Raw genomic sequence first — 22,895 nt, forward strand, 5'->3', positions numbered from 1 at the left:
GCAACTTGACGCAGAAACAGGACCTTGCGAAAGGCGCGGAATCGGCTCACACCCCGATGATGCAGCAATACCTCCGGATCAAGATGCAGCATCCGGACACGCTGCTTTTTTACCGGATGGGCGATTTCTACGAGCTGTTCTTCGACGACGCGGAGAAGGCGGCGCGGCTCCTCGACATCACGCTGACGACGCGCGGGCAATCCGCCGGCCAGCCGATCAAGATGGCCGGCGTGCCTTTCCATGCGGTCGAGCAATACCTCGCGCGCCTCGTGAAGCTCGGCGAATCGGTCGTCATCGCGGAACAGGTCGGCGACCCCGGCGCGACCAAGGGTCCGATGGAGCGCGCCGTCAGCCGCATCGTCACCCCCGGCACCCTGACCGACGCCGCGCTGCTCGACGACCGCTCCGATTCCCTGCTCCTCGCCGCGAACCTGCATCGCGGCGTGCTCGGGCTCGCGTGGCTGAACCTCGCCAACGGCGACCTGCGCGTCATGGAATGCCCCGCCGAGCAATTGCAGACGCAGTTCGAGCGCCTGCGCCCGGCCGAGGTGCTGGTGCCCGACGGTCTCGCGCTGCCGCTCGTCGAAACGCTCTCGCCGGTGCTGCGCCGCCTCGCCGACTGGCAGTTCGATGGCGAAACGGGTGAACGCCTGCTGACCGGTCATTTCGGCACGCGCGACCTGACCGGCTTCGGCATCGAAGGGATGCCGGTCGCCCTGGGCGCCGCCGCTGCGCTCTTCGACTACGCGCGCAGCACGCAGCGCCAGAGCCTCGAACACGTGACGGGTCTCAAGGTCGAGCGCGAATCGGAATACCTCCGGCTCGACGCGGCGACGCGCCGCAATCTCGAACTCACCGAGACGCTGCGCAGCGAACCCGCGCCCACCCTGCTCTCGCTCCTCGACACCTGCGTCACCAGCATGGGCTCGCGCTGGCTGCGCCACGCGCTGCATCACCCGCTGCGCGACCGTCACCATGCGGCCGCGCGCCACGCGGCGGTCGCCGAGCTGATCGGCAACGACACGGGCGATGCGCGCACGCTCGCCAGCGCCCGCCAGGCCCTGCGCGGCGTCGCCGATGTCGACCGCATCACTGCGCGCATCGCGTTGCGCAGCGCCCGCCCGCGCGACCTCGCCGCGCTGCGCGACAGCCTCGCGCGTCTGCCCGAACTGCACGACGCGCTTCGCAGTCCGCAATCCGCCCTGCTCGCCCAACTCGTGGCCGCGCTCGGCGTGCCGGAAGCCGCGCTCGACCTGCTCGTGCGCGCGGTCGCCCCGGAACCGGCAGCCGCGGTGCGCGACGGCGGCGTGATCGCCGCCGGCTTCGACGCCGAACTCGACGAACTGCGCGGCATCCAGACCAACTGCGGTGAATTCCTGCTGGCGCTCGAGGCACGCGAGCGCGAACGCAGCGGCATCGCCAACCTGAAGGTCGAGTTCAACAAGGTGCACGGCTTCTACATCGAAGTCAGCCACGCGAACGCCGCCAAGGTGCCCGACGACTACCGCCGCCGCCAGACGCTGAAGAACGCCGAACGCTACATCACTCCGGAGCTGAAAGCTTTCGAGGACAAGGCGCTCTCCGCCCAGGAGCGCGCCCTCGCCCGCGAGAAGATGCTCTACGAGGCCCTGCTCGAAAACCTCGCCGCCCACATCCCGACGCTGCAGCACATCGCCCGCGCGCTCGCCTGCCTCGACGGCCTCGGCGCCTTCGGCGAGGCGGCCGTGCGTTACGGCTACGTCCGCCCGCAGTTCTCGGACCAGCCCGGCATGGACATCGTCGGCGGCCGCCACCCGGTCGTCGAGCGCCAGGTCGAGAACTTCATCGCCAACGACTGCAGCCTCGCGCCGACGCGCCGCATGCTGATGATCACCGGCCCGAACATGGGCGGTAAATCGACCTTCATGCGCCAGGTCGCGCTGATCGCCCTGCTCGCCCACGTCGGCGCCTTCGTGCCCGCGCAGGCGGCGCGCATCGGTCCGCTCGACGCGATCTTCACGCGCATCGGCGCGTCCGACGACCTCGCGTCGGGACGTTCGACCTTCATGGTCGAGATGACCGAGGCCTCGGCGATCCTGCACGGCGCCACCGACCAGAGCCTGGTGCTGATGGACGAGATCGGCCGCGGCACCTCGACCTTCGACGGCCTCGCGCTGGCCTTCGCAATCGCGCGCCATCTGCTCGAAAAGAACCGCTGCCTCACGCTCTTCTCGACCCATTACTTCGAGCTCACGCGCCTCAACGCCGACTACCCCGAATGCGCCAACGTGCATCTCGACGCCGTCGAGCACGCGCACCGTATCGTCTTCCTGCACGCCGTCGAGGAAGGCCCCGCGAGCCAGAGCTACGGGATCGAGGTCGCGGCGCTGGCCGGTATTCCCGGCTCGGTGGTCCGCGACGCCAAGCGCCGCCTGCGCGCACTGGAAAACCGCGAAGTCGGCGCCGGCCCGCAGGCCGACCTTTTCGCCGCGTTGCCCGAACCGGAGAGCGAACCGCTGTCGCATCCGGCCCTGACCGCACTTGCCGAACTCGACCCCGACAGCCTCAGTCCGCGCGAGGCGCTCGAACACCTCTATGCGCTGAAACGGATGACGGCATGAGCACCCCGATCGACATCAGCGAGGACGGCGGGGTCCGCTACCTCCACTTCGGATCGGAGTGGGTCCAGGGCGCGATGCGCATCCGTCGTCCCAACGCACTGGAGCTCGCCTACACGCGTGAAATGATGGCCGGCCTGCTGCTGCGCGATGCCGACGAGTGGCCGCGCACGGCCCTCGTGATCGGCCTCGGCGCCGCATCGCTGACGCGTTTTCTGCACCACCATTGCCCGCAGACCCGCATCCAGGTCGTCGAGATCGAGCCGCGTGTCGTCGCCGCCGCGCGCCAGTTCTTCAAGCTGCCTGACGAAGACGAACGGCTCGCGATCCACGTCGGCGACGGCGTGCGCTACGTGATGGAAACGGAGCGCAAGTTCGACCTCATCCTGGTCGATGGCTTCGATCGCAACGCCCGCGCCGGTGCGCTCGACACCGCACCGTTCTATGCGGCCGCCCGGGCGCGGCTGTCCGCACAAGGCCTGCTGTCGGTGAACCTCTTCGGGCGCTCGCGGGGTTTTCGCGCCAGCGTCGAGCGCATCGTCACCGCCTTCGACGACCGCGCGATCGCCTTCCCGTCCTGCGACAGCGGCAACGTCGTCGCCTTCGGGGCCGAAGGCGAACAGGTCGACCTTCCTGTGACGGAGTTGCGCGAGCGCGCACGGGCGTTGAAGGACAAGACCGGCCTCGACCTCGGTCCCACCGTCACGCGGCTTGAGCAAGCCGGGAGCCTCCCCGGGGGCAGGCTGATTCTTTAGGCCGTAAGGCGGATGTCCATGCATCCGTTCGCCCTGAGCCTGTCGAAGGGCGTTGCCAGGGCTTCGACGGGCTCAGCCCGAACGGTCATTTGTTACTGGACCGCGGGCGCTTCCTCGGCCGGCACCGGCGGAATCCACAGGCAGGCGCCCTTGTTCGCCTTCGCGATCTCCTGCAGCACCCGGTCGTGCTCGCCCAGTTCCTCGGCGGACGCGCGCAGCACCCGCAGCGGCGGCCGCTCGACTGGCGATCCGCCGTCTTCGCCGCTGCCTGCCGCGGGTTCGTCGTCGAGCAGCATCATCAGGCTTTCCTGCCCGCGCGTCATCGCCAGGTAGACCTCGGCGAGCAGTTCCGCGTCGAGCAGCGCGCCGTGCAGCGTGCGCGCGGCATTGTCGATCTCGTAGCGGTCGCACAATGCGTCGAGCGATGCCTTCTTGCCCGGATTCTGCTCCTTGGCCATCCGCAGCGTGTCGATCACGCCTGCACACAGCGCATCGAGCTTGGCATGCCCGAGCAGCGACAGCTCGTGGTCGAGAAAGCCGACGTCGAAGCTCGCGTTGTGGATCACGAGCTCGGCGTCGCGCACGAAGTCCATGAAATCGTTGGCAACGTCGCGGAATTTCGGCTTGTCGGCGAGGAATTCCTCGGTGATGCCGTGCACCGCGATCGCCTCGGCGTCGATGCCCCGTTCGGGATTGATGTAGACGTGGAAGTGCCGCCCCGTCAGGTTGCGGTTCAGCAGTTCGACGCAGCCGATCTCGATCACGCGGTCGCCGTTGCGCCAGTCGAGGCCGGTCGTTTCGGTATCCAGGACAATCTGTCTCAAGGGTTCATTCCCGGTAGGTTGTTCGCGCCCTCGCGGGCCGGTTGATCAGATTTCGGCGACGGCCTTGCCCTGCGCCCGCACGGCCGCGACGCCACGCCGCGCAAGCTCGTCCGCACGCTCGTTCTCGGCATGCCCCGCGTGGCCGCGCACCCAGATCCACGCGACCTTGTGCCGGCTCGCCGCCTCATCGAGTGCGCGCCACAGATCCTCGTTCTTCACCGGCTCGCGCGAGGCGGTCTTCCAGCCGCGCTTCTTCCAGCCGTGGATCCATTCCGAGATGCCCTTCTGCACGTACTGGCTGTCGGTATGCACGCGCGCAGCCACCGGACGCTTGAGCGTCTCCAGCGCGCGGATGACCGCGAGCAGCTCCATGCGGTTGTTGGTGGTCTGCGGCTCGCCGCCCCAGATTTCCTTCTCGTGCGGGCCGCTGCGCAGGATCGCGCCCCAGCCGCCGGGGCCCGGGTTGCCGCTGCAGGCCCCATCGGTGAATATTTCGACTTCTTCCATTTATTCCACTTTCTGTGCGCCCGTCACCTGCCGCCCACGCTGGGCCACCGGCGAAAGACGCTTTGCCGCGGCGCGCGCATCGCGCCAGTTCGGCGTTATCAATCGCATCCCCTGCACCCGCTTGATGCCCTGGATGATGTAGGCGCCGCCGCAGATCGGCCACCAGCGGTCGCCCGCCTTGTCCATGAAACCGCAGCGCTCCAGCCATTTGGTGCGCGTGAACGCCGGCGCGTAGCAGCCGAAGCTCCCCGCCTGGGTCTCGAAACCCAGCAGCGCCAGCCAGTCCTTCGTGCGCCGCACCGACAGGTACTGCCCGCGCCACGGGTAGCTGCCGGAACGCCGCGCCACCAGGCGCCGCAATCCCCACAGGCTGAAGGGATTGAATCCGGCGATGATGACGCTTCCCTCGGGCACCAGCACCCGCTCGACCTCGCGCAGCACCCGGTGCGGGTTGGGCGAAAACTCCAACACGTGCGGCAGCAGCACGAGGTCGATGCTCGCCGACGCGAACGGCAGTGCCTCACCGCTCGCAGCGACCGCAATGTCACCCGCGCGCGCGCAACGAAAGCGGTACGGAATGCGGTTGGCGTGCAGGAAATCGTATTCCGGCAAGCCTATCTGCACCGCGTTGTAGCCGAAAATGTCGGCTACCATAAGATCGAACTTTGCCTGCTCCCACCGCAGCAGATAGTTTCCCTGCGGGGTTTCAAGCCAGTCCGACAGACTGAGGATGGACATGAACGATCAGCACTCAAAAATCCGCAGCAGCGACATTATCCCTCTTCCGGCTTTCCGCGATAACTATATCTGGCTGCTCAGACATGGCTCGGCTGCGGCCGTGGTCGACCCCGGCGACGCCTCGGTCGTCGAAGCGGCCCTGCGCGAACACGACCTGCGCCTCGTGGCGATCCTGCTCACGCACCACCACAACGATCACATCGGCGGCGTCGCCGAACTGGTGGCACGCCATCGGCCGGCAGTGTTCGGCCCCACCGGCGAAGACATCCCCGCGATCACGCGCCACGTCGGCGAGGGCGACGAGGTCGTCCTCGAAGCGCTCGGCCTGCATTTCTCGGTGCTCGGCATCCCGGGCCACACAGCCACCCACATCGCCTACTACACGCCCGGCATCCTGTTCCCGGGCGACACACTGTTCAGCGCCGGCTGCGGCCGCCTGCTCGGCGGCACGGCCGGGCAACTGCACCAATCCCTGCAGCGCCTCGCGCAGCTTCCCGGCGACACCGCCGTCTACTGCGCACACGAATACACGCTCGCGAACCTCGCCTTCGCCCGCGCGGCCGAATCCGACAACCCCGCGCGCGACGCCTGGCTCGCGGAATGCGAAGCCCTGCGCGCCGCCGGCCGTCCGACCCTGCCCAGCAGCATCGAGCGCGAACGCCGGATCAACCCTTTCCTGCGCGCCGATTCACCGGCGCTGATCGATGCGGTCACCGCACGCGACGGCCAGCGCCCGGCGAATTCGGCGGAATGCTTCGCCGCCCTGCGCCGCTGGAAGGACGTATTCTAGCGGCAGCCCGTGGCGCTGTCGGCCTGCCCGAACCCGCGTCCGAAGCCGCACAGCGCATCCCACACCGGGTTTGACGCACATACGACACTGCCCTAGAGTCCACCCTCTTTGTCTGTCGAACGGGCGCCGGATTGATGGCGATTCCACTCCTGCGAATTCTGCTGCTGACCATCCTGCTGGTCGCGACCGTTTCCTCCGCGACCGCCGAGGACGAGCCTGCGCCCGCGCCCCTCACGCCGCCCTCGCCCGCCGAAGCCCCCCCTGCGCAGGCCACCGACGTGCCGGCACTCGGAAGCCTGCGGCCGCCTTCCGCCGCACGATCGGCGGAAGGCCTCATAGCCTCTCCGGGCAAGGTGCTCGAACTGCGTGATCCGACGCCCCGCGTGCTCACGCTCGACCTGACGCGCGAAGCCAACGACATCTGGGACCGCATCCGGCGGGGGTTCGGCATGCCGGACCTCGACACCGACGCCGTCGCCGAGCAGCAGCTCTTCTACCTCAATCGGCCCGGCTTCCTGAAAAAGGTGTTCGAACGCGGCGGACGCTACCTCTACCACATCGTCGACGAACTCGAACGTCGCGGCATGCCGACCGAGTTGGCGCTCCTGCCCATGGTCGAGAGCAGCTACAACCCGATGGCCTACTCGCGTGCCCGTGCGTCGGGTCTGTGGCAGTTCATCCCCTCGACCGGCCGCAACTACAACCTCACGCAGGACAAGTGGGTGGACGAGCGGCGCGACGTCATCGCCTCGACCAACGCCGCGCTGGACTACCTGCAGACGATCTACGAGATGCACGGCGACTGGCATCTCGCCCTCGCGTCGTACAACTGGGGAGAAGGCGCGGTCGGACGGGCCGTCCAGAAGAATCTCGCCGCAGGGCTGCCTGCGGAATACAGCCAGCTGCGGATGCCCGAGGAAACCCGCAACTATGTCCCGAAGCTGCAGGCGCTGAAGAACATCGTCGCGCAACCGGAACTCTTCCACTTCGAACTGCCCTACGTCCCCAATACGCGCCATTTCGTCACCGTCATGGCGCCCGCGGGCATCGACCTCGCCACGGCGGCCCGCCTTGCCGAAATGCCGCTCGACGAGTTCCTCGCGCTGAACCCCTCGTACAACCGTCCGGCCATCGCCCAGGCCAACTCGCTGGTGATCCCGGTCGACCGTGCCGAACGCTTCCGCGCGCGCCTCGCCGAGCAGCAAGACGCCGGCAGGCAGTGGCGCACCTACGAGATGCAGCGCGGCGACACCCTCGCATCCGTCGCGCGCGATTTCGGCCTTTCGCTCAGCGAACTGCACCAGATCAACGGACTCGATGCCCGCAGCCGGGTCAGCGCCGGCTACACCCTGCTCGTGCCCGAGGGCGTCGAAACGGCCGGCGCCCTCGCGGCGGCGCGGATGATTCCCCGCGCCGCGGCACTCGACACCAGCACGATTCCGGCGCCGTCCGCGACCAAGGCCAATGGCAAGGGCGGCCGGAAGGGTGCGCAGGCCGGCGGGAAGACGCCCGCGGGCAAATCTGTGGCCGGCAAGCGCAAGGGATCGTCCGCCAAAGCCCCCGCCGCGGCGAGATCGGCCGCGAAATCCGGCACCCGGGCTGCACCGAAGACCGGCGCCAAGCCGGCGACCAAGCCCCAGCCGAAGTCAGGGAAACGCTGACGCCTTCGCCGGCTTCAGAGCGGCCAGTGGCAGCGTACGCTGCGTCCGCCGCGCAGGTCCGTCTGTGCGGGGTACTGGGCGCGGCAGATGTCGGTCGCGCGCTCGCAGCGCGGGTGGAAATGGCAACCTGAAGGGGGGGCCAGCGGCGATGGCAGATCGCCGGCGGCGGTCGTCCGCGCCCTCCCGCCTGCGTCCCCCACGTTCACCGCGGTTTCGCGCGCGATGTCCGGTACGGCGGCGAGCAGCGCGCGGGTGTAAGGGTGCGCCGGCGCCTCCAGCACTTTCGCGACCGGCCCCTGCTCGACGATCCGCCCCAGGTACATCACCGCGACGTCGTCGGCCATCCAGCTCACCACCCCGATGTTGTGCGTGATGAAGAGGTAGGCCAGCTCGAATTCGGCCTGCAACTCGCGCATCAGGTTCAGGATCTGCGCCTGTACCGAGACGTCCAGGGCGCTCGTCGGCTCGTCGCAGACGATCAGCTTCGGCTGCACCGCGAGCGCGCGGGCGATCGCGATGCGCTGGCGCTGGCCGCCGGAAAATTCGTGCGGATAGCGCAGCTTCATGTCCGGCGTGAGTCCCACGCGCGCGAGCAATGTGTCGATGCGCCCGGCGCGCTTGAGCGGATCGGGCTCGACACCGAGCGCGAGCAGGCCCTCCTCGATGATCTCGCCGACGCGCATGCGCGGGTTGAGCGACGCGAAGGGATCCTGAAACACCATCTGAAAGTCGCGTCGCAGTTCGCGCAAGGCCGCCTGCGACAGGCCGGCGAGCGGCGTGCCGTCGAGGTACACCTCGCCCCCCGTCGGCGTCACGAGCTGCAGGATCGCCTTGCCGGCGGTGGTTTTGCCGCAACCCGATTCGCCGACCAGCGCCAGCGTGCGCCCGGGCGCAAGCGTCAGGCTCACGCCGTCGACGGCGCGTACGCGCGCGACCTCGCGGCGCAGCAGCCCCTTGCGCACCGGGAAATGCACTTGCAGGTCGCGCACGTCCAGCAGCGGTGCGACCGCTTGTGAGGGCGGCTGCGGCAGGATTGTGCCTTCGGCGGCCTTGACCGGTTCGGCTGCGCGCTGCGTGCCGGCATAGAGATGGCAGCGTACGGCCTGGGCGCCGACGACGTGCCAGGCGGGTGCCTCGTCGTGGCAGCGCCCGAAGACATCGGGGCACCGCCCGGCAAAGCGGCAGCCGGTGAAGGCCTGATCCAGCCGCGGCACGTGCCCGCCCAGCGCCGCGAGCGGCCGACCACGCTGGGCGTCGGTCGGCAGAGCGGCGAACAGCTTGCGCGAATACGGGTGCAGCGGAGCGCGGAAGAAGTCGTCGCGCGCACCGGTCTCGACGAGCTCGCCGGCGTACATCACGCCGATGCGCTGCGCCATGCGCGCGACTACCCCCAGGTCGTGGGTGATCAGCAACATGCCCATCCCCCGCTCGGCCTGAAGGCTGGCGAGCAGGTCCAGCACCTGCGCCTGGATCGTCACGTCGAGCGCCGTCGTCGGTTCGTCGGCGATCAGCAGCTCGGGCTCGCCCGCGAGCGCCATCGCGATCATCACGCGCTGCTTCATCCCGCCCGAAAACTGGAAGGGGTAGTCGTCCAGCCGGCGTTCGGCGTCGGGAATTCCCACCGCGTCGAGCAGCCGCCGCGCCTCGTCACGGGCCGCTGCGCCACGCAGCCCGCGGTGGCGCGCGAGGACCTCGCCGATCTGCGTCATCACGGTCATCACCGGATTGAGGCTGGTCGACGGCTCCTGAAAGATCATCGCGATCTTTCCGCCACGCACTTCGCGCATGTCGGCCTCGGTGCGCGCAAGCAGATCGTCGCCGGCAAAGCGCACCTCCCCGGCGACGATCTGCCCGGCGTCCGGGAGCAGGCGCAGCAGCGCCAGCGCCGTCATGGATTTACCGCAACCCGACTCGCCCAGCAGCGCGAAGGTCTCCCCCGCCCCGATCGAAAAACCCACACCGTCCACCGGCCGCACCGGCCGTTCGCGCGCGCCGATATGCACACGCAGCCCGCTTACATCGAGAAGCGGGGCCACGGGCGATCGATCCGGGCTTTCAGGTTGCGGAATGGCGTTTCCGGTCGAGGCGGTCATCGGGCGCGGGAATCAGAGATGGAATGTGCGGTGGACGGTAAAAGGGCCGCTTGCGCGGCCCCTTGGCGATTCGTCGGGCGACGAACTTGTCAGTGGTGGTGGCCGCCCGCACCGTGCACGTGGCCGTGCGACAGCTCCTCGGCCGTCGCGGGGCGCACTTCGGCGACCGTCACGTCGAATACCAGCGCCGTGCCGGCGAGCGGGTGGTTGCCGTCGACGACGACCTTGCCGTCGGCGATGTCGGTGATGCGGTAGATCATTTCCTCTTCGCCATCATCCGTGACGCGCTCGAAGGACATGCCGACCTCGATGTTCTCGGGAAATTGGCTGACGTCCTCGACCAGCACCAGCTCCTCGTCGTATTCGCCGAACGCGTCTTCGGGCTGCAGCTTGACCTTCAGTTGATCGCCGACCTTCTTGCCGTGCAGCGCTTCCTCGATGGCGGGGAAGATGCCGTCATAGCCGCCGTGGAGGTAGACCAGCGGCTGCTGACCGTCATCGATCATGTTGCCGTCCGGGTCGACGACGGTGTACTTAAGCGTTACGACGGTGTTCTTGACAATTTCCATTTGCGTTCTCAGTTTCCAGTTTCCTGACCAGTTCGAAGACCCCCGCCGCATGGCCGCGGGGGTTTACATCGTGGAGTGCGTGGCGGACGACGCCGTCCTTGTCGATCACGAAGGTCGTCCGTGCCACACCCATCTTCTTCACACCATCGACTTCCTTGGGCCGCCACACTTCGTAGAGCTTGCACACCTCGGTCTCGACGTCCGAGAGCAGACGTATCGACAGGCCGTGCTGGTCGCGAAATTCGGCATGGGTCAGGCAATCGTCGGGACTGACGCCGACGATGATGCAACCGTAGCGGGCGAAGTCCTCTTCATGGTCGGTGAAGTCGGCCGCCTGCAAGGTGCATCCCGGCGTGTTGTCACGGGGGTAAAAGTAGAGGACCACATGATGCTTGCCGCGTTCTGCGGCGAGGTCGAAATCCTCCATGTCCGCATCCGGCAGCGAAAACGTTGGCGCGATATCACCGATCTGCAGCATGTGATCTCCCTGACGTCGTTGGATTCTAGCCGAGACACGATGCGAACTCTACCTGCGTATCGCCCGCTTGCGTACACCGATTTTGTTAGCAGCTGGGACAATAAAGGTTGGCAGGAAGAGACCTCCCTCGCTCCCTGGTGAAGCGAGGCGCGAAACCGGCGCGGGAATTACCATGCACAGGCATGCGATTTCCAAATGCCGTAAAGCTGTATATAGTTACAGTCATGGAGGACGAAGCCATGACTGCCCGATTCATCTGCCCGCACTGCCACGCCTCGCTGAATCCGCATGCGATGGAGCGCGCCTACAGCGACCTGGCCGAATACCGCATCTGCCCGGCCTGCGACGAAGCCGTGTTCTTCGCGCTCCGCGACGCCCCCCGGATTCCCCCGTGGCTGCAGCGATCCGGTACGGACACCGCTATGGAGGAAACCGTCGCCGCGTCCGCTTGGGCCGGGTACGATGCCGCCGTCCGGAGCGGATGCTGGTGAACATGCGCGACGAAGCGGCGGTGGAGGAGCCGGCAGCCTACCTCGATCACCTCAACGACGCCCAGCGCGCGGCCGTCCTGTTCGGAACGGAATCGGGATCAACGAATCACGCGCTTCCGCTTCTGGTGATCGCAGGTGCCGGTTCGGGCAAGACCACCACCCTCGCCCATCGCGTGGCCCATCTCGTCGCCAGCGGCGCGGACCCCGGGCGCATCCTGCTGCTGACCTTTTCGCGCCGTGCCGCCGACGAGATGGGCCGCCGCGTCACGCGCATCGTATCCCGGCTGTCGAAAGACCAGCCGCGGCTCGCCGGCGCTACGCTGGAATGGTCCGGAACCTTCCATGGCGTCGGCGCGCGCCTGCTGCGCGAGTTCTCGGGGCGCATCGGCCTCGAACCGGGCTTCACGATCCACGACCGCGAGGATTCCGGTGACCTGATGAACCTCGTGCGGCACGAACTGGGGCTGTCCGCGAAAACGAAGCGCTTTCCGATGAAGGGGACCTGCCTCGCCATCTATTCGGCCGCAGTGAATACCCGGGCGTCGCTCGGCGAGGTGCTGCAAACATCCTTCCCCTGGTGCTCGGAGTGGGAAGCGGATCTGAAACGGCTGTTCCTCGGCTACGTCGAGGCGAAGCAGGCCCAGCAGGTGCTCGATTACGACGATCTCCTGCTCTACTGGGCGCAGATGCTGACCGACCCCGATCTTGCCGCGGAAATCGGCGGGCGCTTCTCCCACGTCCTGGTCGACGAATACCAGGACACCAACAGCCTGCAGGCCGCCATCCTGCTCGCGATGAAGCCCGACGGGCGCGGGGTCACGGTGGTCGGCGACGACGCACAGGCCATCTACGCCTTCCGCGGCGCGACGGTGCGCAACATCCTCGACTTCCCCGGGCATTTCGATCCTCCCGCCCACCAGGTTACGCTCGATCGCAACTACCGCTCCACCCAGCCGATTCTCGGCGCGGCCAACGCCGTGATCGCCCTCGCCAGCGAACGTTTCACGAAGGACTTGTGGAGCGCACGCGACGGCACACAGAAGCCGCGCCTGGTCGCGGTCAGGGACGATGCCGATCAGTCTGCCTGCATCGTCGAGTCGGTGCTCGCCCGGCGCGAGGAGGGAATCCGCCTCAAGTCGCAGGCGGTGCTCTTTCGCGCTTCGCATCACAGCGCACGCCTTGAAGTGGAACTCACCCGCCGCAACATCCCCTTCGTCAAGTTCGGCGGACTGAAATTCCTCGAGGCCGCCCATGTCAAGGACGTTCTCGCTGTGTTGCGCTGGGCCATCAATCCGCGCGACCGCGTCTCCGGGTTTCGTGCCCTGCAGCTTCACGCCGGCATCGGACCCAAGACGGCGGGCCGGGTGCTCGACAACATTGCCGCGGCGCCGGCTGGCTGCGTGCTCCTTGGCGAACAGCCCGTTCCGGAAGCGGTGCGGGGCGCGTGGAGCCGATTCTCCAGCCTGCTCGAAGCAGTTGCGTCGGCGACGTGGCCCGCGAACCTCGAGCCGGTGTGCCAGTGGTACGTCGACGAGATGCCGCGGATGTACGACGACGCTGCCATCCGCGCGGGCGATATCGAGCAGCTCGCGCGCATCGCGGCCACCTACCCGAGCCTCGAGCGCTTCCTGACCGAACTCACGCTCGATCCGCCCAGCGCCACGAGCGATGAATCGGGGATTCCCCTTCTCGATGAGGACTATCTCATCCTGTCGACGATCCACTCGGCGAAGGGGCAGGAATGGTCGGCCGTGACGCTGCTGAACGTCGTCGACGGCTGCCTGCCCTCGGACCTTGCGACGGGGAGCAGCAGCGAGATCGAAGAGGAGCGGCGCCTGCTTTACGTCGCGATGACCCGCGCGAAGGACCAGCTCGACCTGATCGTGCCGCAGCGTTTCCACGTTTCGCAGCAGCCCGGGCATGGCGACCGCCACGTCTATGCAAGCCGCACGCGCTTCATCCCCAACCGCATCCTCGAGCGTTTCGAGCAGACCTCGTGGCCACCGCCGGCCGTGGCGCCGCGCCCCACGGCGGAATCGCGCCGCATCGCATTCGACCTCGCCGAGAAGATGCGCTCGATGTGGAAATAGTGCGAGTTGTCCCCAGCGAATGTGGATAAGTCTGTGAGCGGGTGCGGGATGACGCGCGCAAGCCCTTCTGCGGACAGGCAATTCGCCTTCTGCTGCATTGATAGGCAATCGGGGCGACGCGCCGCGCCCGCAGGGGGCTGCCGGTCACCGCTTACAGGCCTCGACCGGAATGCGCTACCCTTGCAGTTTGCATGCGCACGGCTGATTCGGCGGCCGGGCCGGCGCCTCAATTCCTTGTTCCATCGGGAGCGGACATGACCCCATACCAACCAGGCATCATGAAAGCCGTGCCACCGCTGGCACGCCACCTGTTCTTTACCCTCGACGCCGCTGACGGGCTGCGCGACGCGCTGGATCGGCTGGCAGGGCTCGCGGACGGCGACGCGACCGTCGTCGGGCTTGGCGAGTCGCTCGTTCGCGCGGCGGGAGGCCGCGTCGATGGATTGCGCGCCTTCCCGGTCCTGGGGGGCAGCGCCGTGGACATCCCGTCGACGCAGCACGCGCTGTGGTGCTGGCTGCGCGGCGAGGACCGCGGCGAATTGCTGCAGCGCAGCCGGCGCATCGAAGCGGCGGTGGCGCCGGCGCTGCGGCTGGTGCTGGCGACCGAGTCCTTTCGCTACGGCAAGGGCCTCGACCTCACCGGCTACGAGGATGGCACCGAAAATCCGGAGGGGGATGAAGCGGTCGCCGTGGCTTTCACGTCCACCGGTGCCGAGAGCTGCCAAGGCGGCAGTTTCGCCGCCGTTCAGCACTGGCAGCACGGCCTCGACCACTTCGATCGCCTGCCTGCGAACGAACAGGATCACATCATCGGCCGGCGCAAGAGCGACAACGAGGAGCTCGAGGATGCGCCCGAATCCGCGCACGTGAAGCGCACGGCACAGGAGAGCTTCGACCCCGAGGCCTTCGTGCTGCGGCGCTCCATGCCCTGGTCGGACGGTGCCCGGGCCGGTCTCGCGTTTCTCGCGTTCGGGCACTCCTTTGACGCGTTCGAAGCGCAGCTGCGCCGCATGGCCGGACTGGATGACGGCATTGTCGACGCGTTGTTCCGCTTCAGCCGTCCGATATCGGGCGGCTACTACTGGTGTCCGCCCATGAGTGATGGCCGCATCGACCTGCGGGTGCCGAAAGGCTGAGTCACCCGCGTCACTGCTGTTGCGTGGCGCTACGCGGCGGCCGGACCAGGCTCCAGCTGTCGCAGCGCCTCGGCGAGTTCCGCGGCGCTGCCGGGGCGCACGATCCGCGCGACTTCCACCCCGTCGCGCAGGAACACCAGCGTCGGCCAGAGCTTGACCCGGAACGAGCGCCCCAGCGCCCTCCCCGGCCCGTCCTCGATCTTCAGGTGGCGAATTCCCTGATGGGTGGCAAAGGCCTCCGCGATCAGCGGTTGCGCGCCGCGGCAGTAACCGCACCACCCGGTGCCGAACTCCAATACCGTCGGTCCCTTCAGCGCATCGATTTCCTTGCGGTCGGGGGCGATCGTCGCATACTCGGCGTTCATTTCCAGCCCTGGCTCCCTAGCCTTTCGAGTTGCGGGACATTATCGGCTGCGCGCCGGCGCGGGTGAAGGGAATGTCGGTCAGCAATGCGCGACGCGCGAAGCCGACCGACTCGCCTTCCCTCCGCCTGCCCGGGGCAAGCGCGGGCGATCAGGTGTGGAAGCGCCCCACCGCCCCCTGCAGTTCTTCCGCCAGTTCGCCCATGTTGCGGGCCGCGGCGGCCGTCTTGCCGGCGGCCTCGCTGTTGCCCTGCGCCATCTGCTTGATCGTCTCGATGCCCGAGAACACGTCGGCGCTCACGCGCTCCTGCTCCTGGGTCGCGGCAGCGATGCTGTCGAGGCCGCGCCCCACCGCGACGACCGACTCGCTGGCCGCGGCAAGCACGCCGTTCACCGTAACCATGGACTCGCGGCTCGTCGCGATGTGATCCATCGCATCGGCGATGGAGCGCGTGACCTGTTCGGACTGCTTGCCGAGGGTGTGCGTGATGGCGTCGATCTCGTTGGCCGACGCCGCCGACTTCTCGGCGAGCTTGCGCACCTCGTCGGCGACCACCGCGAAGCCGCGGCCCTGTTCGCCGGCCCGGGCCGCCTCGATGGCGGCGTTGAGCGCGAGCAGGTTGGTCTGCTCGGCGAGTTCCTTGACCTCGCTGGTGATGTGCGTGATCGCGGTGGTGCTCGACACGAACTCGCCGACCGAATCGGCGATCCCGCGCACCGTCGTTTCGACCATGCCGACACGGTCGCCCAGCGTCGTCAGGCTGGAGTTCCCCTCGCCGGAGCGCCGCAGGCTCTCGCGCGACAGCTGGCGCACCTCTTCGGAACTGCGCGCGACAGTGGCGATGCTTGCCACCATCTGCCCGACCGCCTGCGCCGTGGTGGCCGACGTGGCGTTCTGGCTCTGCGAGGAACCGACGACCTGGTCGGCGCGCACCACGAGCTCCGACGCGGCGCTCGACACCTGCGACGCCGACTCGCCGACGTGGCGCACCAGCGCACCGATCTTCGCCATCATCTCGTTGAACACGGTGGATGCGACACCGATCTCGTCCTTGCCCCGCACCTCGAGACGCCGCGTCAGATCGCCTTCTCCGGACACGATCGCGCGCAGGCCGGCCACCATGCGTTCGAGCGGCCCGGTCACGGCGCCGCGGATGAACCACCAGATGAAGACCAGCAGCACGAGGCTGGCGAGCAGTGCGATACCCAGCGACTGCATGCGCTGCGTCGAGATGGCCTTGTCCATCTTGTCGAGCGAGATCTTGATGCTGATCACGCCCAGGGTCGCATTCTCCGGCGCGTCATGACATTCGAGGCAATTCTTGCCGAGATACTTGCTGACGTTCTTGGCCGGGCGGACGGCGAGCAGATAAGGCCCCTTGTCGTCCTCGCGAACGTCGACGAACTCCTTGCCGGTGCTGATGACCTGCGCTTCGATCTCGTTCGGTTTCAGGTCGTTGCGCGGCTTGCCCTCGTCCTTGGAGCTTTCGACACCCTCGCGCGCGACCTCGCTCGGCACCACGCGCAACTCGCGGATCACCGCGAGATGGCTGATCTGGTCGAGCAGCACATGCTTCTTGTGCATGGTCTCGGTGATCATCATCGCCGTCAGGCCCGCCAGTGCGGAGTCGTACATGCTGAGCGAGAAATCGACAGCCTGTTCGATGGCCACCTTCCGGTTATTCTGGCTTTCCCAGAATATCGTTCCCGCCCATACGACGATCAGCAGCGTCCAGATCGACGCCGTCAGGCGAACCCAAATCTTGATATCCGAGAATCGGAGCATCTTCTTTTACCTTTCACTCTCGCCGAGAGTGTGAAAACTCTTCGCGCTGCGGAACGGCGCCTCCCACTTTCGGCCGAATCCGCCCATCCCCTCAACGTGAAACCCACTTTGGGTCACGCGAACATTCTAATCATGCGGCAAGCGGTCCTCATGCGGAAGAGCCGCATATTCCCCGTCCATTTCGTCGTTTTGGAGCGCTCGCAGCCTGCCCGCCCGCGGTCTCTGCCTTCCGTCATAGTCATGCGTATGGCGTGCCGGGTGACCGACAATGTCCTGAAACTGATCCGCACGCGAGTGGTCGACATGGCAGTGACGGCGCTTTCAAGCGCTCGCCATGATGCATGCCTGTGGCAATGCGGAGCAGAGTCGGGAATTTGCGGTCCGCCGTGACGTCCTTCCTTCGTCGTACCGGCGCACGTCCGGCTTGCCGATGGTATGCGCTAGACTGACCAAAAAATTCGAGAGGCGAGGAGCAAGCCATGACCACCGTAGCGCGGTTCGAGGTCGAGTTCACCCGGTTTCTCAATGCGGAGGGCGAGGCGACGCAGGAGCTGCCTCCTTTTGCCCTCGATCCCGCCAACCTGATTCCCCTTTACCGGGCGATGCAGCTCACGCGCGCTTTCGATACGAAGGCGATCGCCCTGCAGCGCACGGGCAAGATCGGGACCTTCGCGTCCGCACTCGGGCAGGAGGCGATCGGGATCGGCGTCGCCAGCGCAATGCGCAAGGAGGACGTGCTGGTGCCCTCCTACCGCGACCACGCGGCGCAGTTCGTGCGCGGCGTGACGATGACCGAAAGCCTGCTGTATTGGGGCGGCGATGAGCGCGGCAGCAATTTCGCCGTGCCGCGCGAGGACTTTCCGAGTTGCGTGCCGATCGGCAACCAGGTGTGCCATGCCGCGGGCGTGGCCTACGCGTTCAAGCTGCGAAAGGAAGCGCGCGTCGCGGCCTGTTTCCTGGGTGACGGCGCGACCTCGAAGGGCGACTTCTACGAAGCGCTGAATTTCGCCGCGGTGTGGCGCGCGCCGCTGCTGGTCGTCATCAACAACAACCAGTGGGCGATCTCGGTGCCGCGCGAGCACCAGACGATCACCCCGACGCTGGCGCAGAAGGCGATCGCCGCGGGCGTCGAGGGCGTGCAGGTCGACGGCAACGACGTGATCGCCGTGCATGACGCGGCGCGCCGGGCGATCGACAAGGCGCGTGCGGGCGGCGGGCCGACGCTGATCGAGGCGATCAGTTATCGCCTGGGGGATCACACGACTGCCGACGACGCGACGCGCTACCGCGATCCGGACGTCGTGCAGCAGCAGTGGGCGAACGAGCCGATCCGCCGCCTGCGCAACCATCTCGCGCGCATCGGCGCATGGGACCAGGAAAAGGAGGAGCGGCTGCAGAAGGAATGTGCGGACCAGGTCGCCGCCGCGGTCGACGCCTATCTCGCGATTCCGCCACCCACGGCGGCGGCGATGTTCGATCACCTGTACGCCGAATTGCCGACGGCGATGAAGGAGCAGTTCGACGCGGCGCAGTGGTTCGCGTCCCACGACGGAGGAAGCAGCCATGGCTGAGCTGAATCTGGTGGAAGCGATCAATCGTGCGCAGGCATGGGAGATGGATCACGACCCGTCGGTGGTCGTGCTCGGCGAGGATGTGGGCGTCAACGGCGGGGTGTTCCGCGCAACGGTCGGGTTGCAGGAGCGCTTCGGCCCCGAGCGCGTGATCGACACGCCGCTTGCCGAGACGGCCATCATCGGCACGGCGATCGGCATGGCGGCGATGGGATTGAAGCCCGTTGCGGAGATCCAGTTCTCCGGCTTCATCTATCCGGCGATGGATCACATCTGGAACCACGCGGGGCGGTTGCGCAACCGCACGCGCGGGCGGCTGTCGTGTCCGCTGGTCGTGCGCTCGCCCTGCGGCGCCGGCATCCATGCACCCGAGCACCATTCGGAAAGCCCCGAGGCGCTGTTCGCCCACCTGCCGGGCGTGCGCGTCGTGATCCCCTCCTCGCCGTCGCGCGCCTACGGCCTGCTGCTCGCGGCGATCCGCAACCCCGACCCGGTGATCTTCCTCGAGCCGACGCGGCTCTACCGCCTGTTCAAGCAGGAAGTGGCCGACGACGGCGAGGCGTTGCCGCTCGACGTGTGCTTCACGCTGCGCGCGGGCAGCGACGTGACGCTGGTGAGCTGGGGCGCGATGCTGAACGAGACCCAGGCCGCGGCCGAAGCACTGGCGCAGGAAGGCATCATGGCCGAGGTGATCGACGTCGCGACGCTCAAGCCGCTCGACATGACGACGATCCTCGAATCGGTGACCCGCACCGGACGCTGCGTGATCGTGCATGAGGCGATGCGTACCGGCGGCTTCGGCGCCGAGATTGCGGCGAACCTCGCCGAGCACGGGCTGTATTCACTGCTTGCGCCGGTGCAGCGGGTCACCGCGTGGGACGTCGTCGTGCCGCTCTCGCGGCTCGAATACCAGTACCTGCCGAGCGTCGAGCGCATCGTCGCGGCAGTCATGAAAACGCTGGAGGGTGCATGAAGATCTTCAAACTGCCCGACCTGGGCGAAGGACTGCAGGAAGCGGAGATCGTCGAGTGGCACGTGAAGCCGGGCGACGAGGTGCAGGCGGACCAGCCCCTGCTGTCGGTCGAGACCGCCAAGGCGATCGTCGAGATCCCGGCGCCGTGGGCCGGACGCATCGAGAAGCTGTTCGGCGAGGCGGGCCAGATCGTGCTGGTCGGCGCGCCGCTGATCGGCTTCGAGGGGGCTGCGGGCGACGCCGACAGCGGCACGGTGGTCGGGGAAGTGAAGGTCGGCACGCAGGTGCAGCAGGAGGCACCGGCCGCGGTCGGGCGCCCGGCGGCGGCGATCAAGGCGACTCCCGCGGTGCGCGCGCAGGCGCGGCAGCTCAACGTCGACCTGGCGATGGTCACGCCCTCGGGGCCGGACCGGCTCATCACGCTCGCGGACGTCCAGCGGGTGGCGAAGATCCTCGCCGAAGTGGGGCCGCCCGAGATCCTGCGCGGCGTGCGGCGCGCGATGGCGCAGAACATGGCGATCGCGCAGAGCGAGGTCGCGGCTGCGACGGTGATCGACGATGCCGACATCCATGCGTGGCCGGCCGGCACCGACATCACCGTGCGCCTGATCCGCGCGCTGGTCGCGGGCTGCAAGGCCGAGCCGGGCCTCAACGCGTGGTACGAGAGCCACACGATGGGGCGTCGCATCCTGAAGAAGATCGATGTCGGGATCGCCGTCGACCTTGTTGACGGACTGTTCGTGCCGGTGCTGCGCGACGCCGCGAACCGCGATCCGGCCGACCTGCGCGCGGGGCTCGACCGCATGCGCGCAGACGTCGCGGCGCGCAAGATTCCCGCCGAGGAGATGCGCGGCAACACGATCACGCTGTCCAACTTCGGGATGATCGCGGGCAAGTACGCGGCCCCCATCGTCGTGCCGCCAACGGTCGCGATCCTCGGCGCGGGCCGCGTGCATGAGCAGGTTGTCGCCTTCGACGGCAAGCCGGCCGTGCATCGCGTCCTGCCCTTGAGCCTCACTTTCGATCACCGCGTGGTCACCGGTGGCGAGGCGGGACGCTTCCTTGCGGCGGTGATTGCAGATCTGAGCGCCGCGACCTAGCCTACTGTCCGGGCGTGGTCAGGGGGCGTTGCCATGAGCGCCCCCTGCGCCCGACCGGGCTGACACGGAAATGGGCGCACACGCCCCAGGCGAACGGCGGCACTCATCAACCCGACGCGAACTGCATCCGCCGCCGCGGTTGCGGCGCGTGCATGATGTGGTCGAGCGGCAGCACGCTCGTCTGCTTCACCGTCTTCAGCGCGATGTTGGTCTTCAGGTGCGCGAGCCCCGGCAGGCGCATGATGCGTTTCATCATGACTTCGGAGAACGCCACGAGGTCGGGCGCGACGATGTGCATCACGTAGTCCGCGTCGCCGCTCACCGAAAAGCACGCGATCACCTCCGGCACTGCTGCGACGGCGCGTTCGAACGCGTCGCTGCGCAACTCGCCGTGGCGCTCCAGCGTGACCTGGGCGAAGGCGGAGACGTCCAGCCCGACTGCCGCGGGGTCGAGCAGCGCGGCGTAGGATGCGATGATGCCGCCCTGCTCCATGCGGCTGATGCGCCGGCTGATCTGCGACGGCGAGAGGTGGATTTCTTCCCCGAGTGCGCTGTTGGTCGCATTGCCGCGGCGCTGCAAGGCATCGAGAATCTGCAGGTCGAACTTGTCCACGACGATCTGTTGCATCGTTTTCCATCTCCATGCGCGTTTCGTGCTTTAACTGCGCAATTATGCGCACATAACGAACGCAATGTGCGCGACTCGTGCGCAATAATGCTCGCCATAACGATAGGAGGAGCATCGCATGAACCTGGTCGAATCCCTGCTGCACGCGCTCAAGGATCACGGCGCCCACGAGATCTTCGGCATTCCCGGCGATTTCGCCCTGCCTTACTTCCGCATCATCGAGGAGTCGGGAATCCTGCCGCTGTACACGCTCTCGCACGAGCCGGGCGTGGGCTTCGCCGCCGACGCGACGGCGCGCATCCGTGGCGGCCTGGGTGTCGCGGCGGTCACGTACGGCGCGGGTGCGTTCAACATGGTCAATGCCATCGCGGCCGCGTACGCGGAGAAGTCGCCGGTGGTCGTGCTCTCGGGCGGCCCCGGCAAGGGCGAGGCAAGTTCGGGCCTGCTGCTGCACCATCAGGCCAAGACGCTCGACTCTCAGCTGCAGATCTTCAAGGAGATCACCTGCGACCAGGTGAAGCTCGACGACGCGGCGCGTGCGCCGGCCGACATCGCGCGCGTGCTGGCGAACTGCCTGCGCAACTCCGAGCCGGTCTACATCGAGATCCCGCGCGACATGGTGCGCGAGGCGTGCGCCCCCGTGACGCGCGAGGCGCCGCGCGCGCTCGACCGGGACGCGCTGGGCGCGTGCGTGGATGAAATTCTCGCCCGGCTCGACGTCGCGAAGAGTCCGGTGCTGATGGCGGGCGTCGAAGTGCGCCGCTTCGGGCTGGAGGAAAAGGTCGCGGAGCTCTCGCGCCGACTGGGACTCCCGGTGGTCACCAGCTTCATGGGCCGCGGCCTGCTCACCGACTGCGACGCGCCGCTGGTCGGCACCTACATGGGCGTTGCGGGACTGCCGGACGTCACCCAGCTCGTCGAAGGGGCGGACGGCCTCTTCCTGCTCGGCGAAATCATCTCGGACACCAACTTCGCCGTGTCGGAGACCCGCATCGACCTGCGCAAGACCATCCAGGCGCACAACGGCCAGGTCACGCTCGGCTACCATAGCTATGCGAACATGCCGCTCGCCGCGCTCGTCGACGAGATGCTCGCCCGGGTGAAGAACGGCGCCGAGAAGACCTTCCCGGTCGCCCCGCATCAATACCCAAGAGGCCTCGTCGCGGATGGCGAGACGATCGCGCCGACCGACATCGCGAAGGCGGTGAACGACCTCTTCGCCGCGCACGGCAAGCTGCCGATCGCGTCCGACATCGGCGACTGCCTGTTCACCGCGATGGAAATCGAGCAGACGGCCCTGATCGCCCCGGGCTACTACGCCACGATGGGCTTCGGCGTGCCCGCCGGCCTCGGCCTGCAGGCCACGAGCGGCCAGCGCCCGCTGATCCTCGTCGGCGACGGCGCCTTCCAGATGACCGGCTGGGAGCTCGGCAACTGCAAGCGCTACGGCTTCGACCCGATCGTGCTCTTGTTCAACAACGCGAGTTGGGAGATGCTGCGCACCTTCCAGCCGGAATCGGGCTTCAACGACCTCGGCCAGTGGGGCTACGCGGAGATGGCCGCGCCCCTGGGCGGGGATGGCGTGCGCGTGTCGACACGCGCGGAGCTGAAAGCTGCGCTCGACAAGGCGATCGCCACGCGCGGCCGCTTCCAGCTGATCGAGGTGACGATCCCGCGCGGCGTGCTGTCGACGACGCTGTCGCGCTTCGTCGCCGGGGTGAAACGCATCAGCACGAAGTAAGACAG

Annotated in this window: 20 protein-coding genes; 11 read left to right on the forward strand and 9 right to left on the reverse strand. The window is 67.5% G+C overall.

The genetic code is table 11. The features are described from left to right. Window positions 1-59: 59 nt before the first annotated feature. Both mutS and GPA22_RS03580 read left to right on the forward strand, forming a co-directional pair. Complete coding sequence (gene mutS / locus GPA22_RS03575; protein ID WP_425483942.1) at window positions 60-2,600, forward strand: DNA mismatch repair protein MutS; 2,541 nt, start codon at window positions 60-62, stop codon at window positions 2,598-2,600. Next, window positions 2,597-3,352, forward strand: coding sequence for a fused MFS/spermidine synthase (locus GPA22_RS03580; RefSeq protein WP_169254729.1), 756 nt, complete (start codon window positions 2,597-2,599; stop codon window positions 3,350-3,352). Before mutS ends, GPA22_RS03580 begins: the two co-directional genes overlap by 4 nt. Window positions 3,353-3,444: 92 nt before the next feature. Here GPA22_RS03580 and dnaQ read toward each other — a convergent pair whose 3' ends face one another. From dnaQ to GPA22_RS03595, 3 genes are read right to left on the reverse strand one after another with little or no spacing between them, the layout of a single operon-like run. Continuing rightward, window positions 3,445-4,176: a DNA polymerase III subunit epsilon gene (gene dnaQ, locus GPA22_RS03585; RefSeq protein WP_169254730.1), complete on the reverse strand. Its 732-nt coding sequence runs from the start codon at window positions 4,174-4,176 to the stop codon at window positions 3,445-3,447. 45 nt (window positions 4,177-4,221) lie between these two features. Then, window positions 4,222-4,683: a ribonuclease HI gene (gene rnhA / locus GPA22_RS03590; protein WP_169254731.1), complete on the reverse strand. Its 462-nt coding sequence runs from the start codon at window positions 4,681-4,683 to the stop codon at window positions 4,222-4,224. After that, window positions 4,684-5,421 carry a class I SAM-dependent methyltransferase gene (locus GPA22_RS03595; protein WP_169254732.1) on the reverse strand — a complete coding sequence of 246 codons (738 nt, stop codon included), beginning with the start codon at window positions 5,419-5,421 and terminating at the stop codon, window positions 4,684-4,686. Here GPA22_RS03595 and gloB point away from each other — a divergent pair. Continuing rightward, window positions 5,420-6,211 carry a hydroxyacylglutathione hydrolase gene (gene gloB / locus GPA22_RS03600; protein ID WP_169254733.1) on the forward strand — a complete coding sequence of 264 codons (792 nt, stop codon included), beginning with the start codon at window positions 5,420-5,422 and terminating at the stop codon, window positions 6,209-6,211. The genes GPA22_RS03595 and gloB overlap by 2 nt on opposite strands. A 134-nt stretch (window positions 6,212-6,345) precedes the next feature. Then, a complete protein-coding gene (locus GPA22_RS03605; RefSeq protein ID WP_246264037.1) occupies window positions 6,346-7,872 on the forward strand; it encodes a transglycosylase SLT domain-containing protein in 1,527 nt (508 codons plus the stop codon). 14 nt (window positions 7,873-7,886) lie between these two features. Here GPA22_RS03605 and GPA22_RS03610 read toward each other — a convergent pair whose 3' ends face one another. From GPA22_RS03610 to GPA22_RS03620, 3 genes are all read right to left on the reverse strand, one after another. Next, window positions 7,887-9,965 carry an ABC transporter ATP-binding protein gene (locus GPA22_RS03610; RefSeq protein WP_169254734.1) on the reverse strand — a complete coding sequence of 693 codons (2,079 nt, stop codon included), beginning with the start codon at window positions 9,963-9,965 and terminating at the stop codon, window positions 7,887-7,889. Window positions 9,966-10,054: 89 nt separating this feature from the next. Continuing rightward, window positions 10,055-10,534: an FKBP-type peptidyl-prolyl cis-trans isomerase gene (locus GPA22_RS03615; protein WP_169254735.1), complete on the reverse strand. Its 480-nt coding sequence runs from the start codon at window positions 10,532-10,534 to the stop codon at window positions 10,055-10,057. Beyond that, window positions 10,500-11,012 carry a peroxiredoxin gene (locus GPA22_RS03620; protein WP_169254736.1) on the reverse strand — a complete coding sequence of 171 codons (513 nt, stop codon included), beginning with the start codon at window positions 11,010-11,012 and terminating at the stop codon, window positions 10,500-10,502. Before GPA22_RS03620 ends, GPA22_RS03615 begins: the two co-directional genes overlap by 35 nt. 239 nt (window positions 11,013-11,251) lie before the next feature. Between GPA22_RS03620 and GPA22_RS03625 the strand changes: the two genes are divergently transcribed. From GPA22_RS03625 to GPA22_RS03635, 3 genes are all read left to right on the forward strand, one after another. Further along, window positions 11,252-11,503 (forward strand): hypothetical protein, encoded by a 252-nt coding sequence (locus GPA22_RS03625; RefSeq protein WP_169254737.1) that lies wholly within the window; start codon window positions 11,252-11,254, stop codon window positions 11,501-11,503. A gap of 2 nt (window positions 11,504-11,505) precedes the next feature. Next, a complete protein-coding gene (locus GPA22_RS03630) occupies window positions 11,506-13,593 on the forward strand; it encodes an ATP-dependent helicase (RefSeq protein ID WP_211168922.1) in 2,088 nt (695 codons plus the stop codon). Between the two features lie 254 nt (window positions 13,594-13,847). Next, window positions 13,848-14,729, forward strand: a complete 882-nt coding sequence (locus tag GPA22_RS03635; protein ID WP_169254739.1) for a Dyp-type peroxidase — start codon at window positions 13,848-13,850, stop codon at window positions 14,727-14,729. A gap of 29 nt (window positions 14,730-14,758) precedes the next feature. Here GPA22_RS03635 and GPA22_RS03640 read toward each other — a convergent pair whose 3' ends face one another. Continuing rightward, entirely contained in the window at window positions 14,759-15,094 is a 336-nt protein-coding gene (locus tag GPA22_RS03640) for a thioredoxin family protein (protein WP_211168907.1), read from the reverse strand. Between the two features lie 148 nt (window positions 15,095-15,242). Then, window positions 15,243-16,877, reverse strand: a complete 1,635-nt coding sequence (locus GPA22_RS03645; protein WP_169254740.1) for a methyl-accepting chemotaxis protein — start codon at window positions 16,875-16,877, stop codon at window positions 15,243-15,245. 479 nt (window positions 16,878-17,356) lie between these two features. Between GPA22_RS03645 and pdhA the strand changes: the two genes are divergently transcribed. From pdhA to GPA22_RS03660, 3 genes are read left to right on the forward strand one after another with little or no spacing between them, the layout of a single operon-like run. After that, complete coding sequence (gene pdhA, locus GPA22_RS03650; RefSeq protein ID WP_169254741.1) at window positions 17,357-18,448, forward strand: pyruvate dehydrogenase (acetyl-transferring) E1 component subunit alpha; 1,092 nt, start codon at window positions 17,357-17,359, stop codon at window positions 18,446-18,448. Then, window positions 18,441-19,421: an alpha-ketoacid dehydrogenase subunit beta gene (locus tag GPA22_RS03655; protein WP_169254742.1), complete on the forward strand. Its 981-nt coding sequence runs from the start codon at window positions 18,441-18,443 to the stop codon at window positions 19,419-19,421. The genes pdhA and GPA22_RS03655 overlap by 8 nt, the downstream gene beginning before the upstream one ends. Then, entirely contained in the window at window positions 19,418-20,521 is a 1,104-nt protein-coding gene (locus GPA22_RS03660) for a dihydrolipoamide acetyltransferase family protein (protein ID WP_169254743.1), read from the forward strand. The genes GPA22_RS03655 and GPA22_RS03660 overlap by 4 nt, the downstream gene beginning before the upstream one ends. A gap of 106 nt (window positions 20,522-20,627) precedes the next feature. Here the strand turns inward: GPA22_RS03660 and GPA22_RS03665 are convergent, their stop codons facing one another. After that, a complete protein-coding gene (locus GPA22_RS03665; protein ID WP_169254744.1) occupies window positions 20,628-21,149 on the reverse strand; it encodes an Lrp/AsnC family transcriptional regulator in 522 nt (173 codons plus the stop codon). Window positions 21,150-21,267: 118 nt separating this feature from the next. Between GPA22_RS03665 and ipdC the strand changes: the two genes are divergently transcribed. Next, on the forward strand, window positions 21,268-22,890 hold the full coding sequence (gene ipdC / locus GPA22_RS03670; protein WP_169254745.1) for an indolepyruvate/phenylpyruvate decarboxylase: 1,623 nt from the start codon (window positions 21,268-21,270) through the stop codon (window positions 22,888-22,890). The last annotated feature ends 5 nt before the right edge of the window (window positions 22,891-22,895 follow it).

It is taken from the genome of Aromatoleum toluvorans (assembly GCF_012910905.1).
Lineage (GTDB): Bacteria > Pseudomonadota > Gammaproteobacteria > Burkholderiales > Rhodocyclaceae > Aromatoleum > Aromatoleum toluvorans.

Coding starts and splice junctions, on each gene's coding strand:
- GPA22_RS03625 (WP_169254737.1), top strand. CDS start 11,252: ATGACTGCCCGATTCATCTGCCCGCACTGCCACGCCTCGCTGAATCCG.
- gloB (WP_169254733.1), top strand. CDS start 5,420: ATGAACGATCAGCACTCAAAAATCCGCAGCAGCGACATTATCCCTCTT.
- GPA22_RS03645 (WP_169254740.1), bottom strand. CDS start 16,877: ATGCTCCGATTCTCGGATATCAAGATTTGGGTTCGCCTGACGGCGTCG.
- GPA22_RS03605 (WP_246264037.1), top strand. CDS start 6,346: ATGGCGATTCCACTCCTGCGAATTCTGCTGCTGACCATCCTGCTGGTC.
- GPA22_RS03665 (WP_169254744.1), bottom strand. CDS start 21,149: ATGCAACAGATCGTCGTGGACAAGTTCGACCTGCAGATTCTCGATGCC.
- rnhA (WP_169254731.1), bottom strand. CDS start 4,683: ATGGAAGAAGTCGAAATATTCACCGATGGGGCCTGCAGCGGCAACCCG.
- GPA22_RS03610 (WP_169254734.1), bottom strand. CDS start 9,965: ATGACCGCCTCGACCGGAAACGCCATTCCGCAACCTGAAAGCCCGGAT.
- GPA22_RS03635 (WP_169254739.1), top strand. CDS start 13,848: ATGACCCCATACCAACCAGGCATCATGAAAGCCGTGCCACCGCTGGCA.
- GPA22_RS03580 (WP_169254729.1), top strand. CDS start 2,597: ATGAGCACCCCGATCGACATCAGCGAGGACGGCGGGGTCCGCTACCTC.
- pdhA (WP_169254741.1), top strand. CDS start 17,357: ATGACCACCGTAGCGCGGTTCGAGGTCGAGTTCACCCGGTTTCTCAAT.
- GPA22_RS03595 (WP_169254732.1), bottom strand. CDS start 5,421: ATGTCCATCCTCAGTCTGTCGGACTGGCTTGAAACCCCGCAGGGAAAC.
- GPA22_RS03655 (WP_169254742.1), top strand. CDS start 18,441: ATGGCTGAGCTGAATCTGGTGGAAGCGATCAATCGTGCGCAGGCATGG.
- GPA22_RS03630 (WP_211168922.1), top strand. CDS start 11,506: ATGCGCGACGAAGCGGCGGTGGAGGAGCCGGCAGCCTACCTCGATCAC.
- GPA22_RS03640 (WP_211168907.1), bottom strand. CDS start 15,094: ATGAACGCCGAGTATGCGACGATCGCCCCCGACCGCAAGGAAATCGAT.
- GPA22_RS03620 (WP_169254736.1), bottom strand. CDS start 11,012: ATGCTGCAGATCGGTGATATCGCGCCAACGTTTTCGCTGCCGGATGCG.
- ipdC (WP_169254745.1), top strand. CDS start 21,268: ATGAACCTGGTCGAATCCCTGCTGCACGCGCTCAAGGATCACGGCGCC.
- GPA22_RS03660 (WP_169254743.1), top strand. CDS start 19,418: ATGAAGATCTTCAAACTGCCCGACCTGGGCGAAGGACTGCAGGAAGCG.
- mutS (WP_425483942.1), top strand. CDS start 60: ATGCAGCAATACCTCCGGATCAAGATGCAGCATCCGGACACGCTGCTT.
- GPA22_RS03615 (WP_169254735.1), bottom strand. CDS start 10,534: ATGGAAATTGTCAAGAACACCGTCGTAACGCTTAAGTACACCGTCGTC.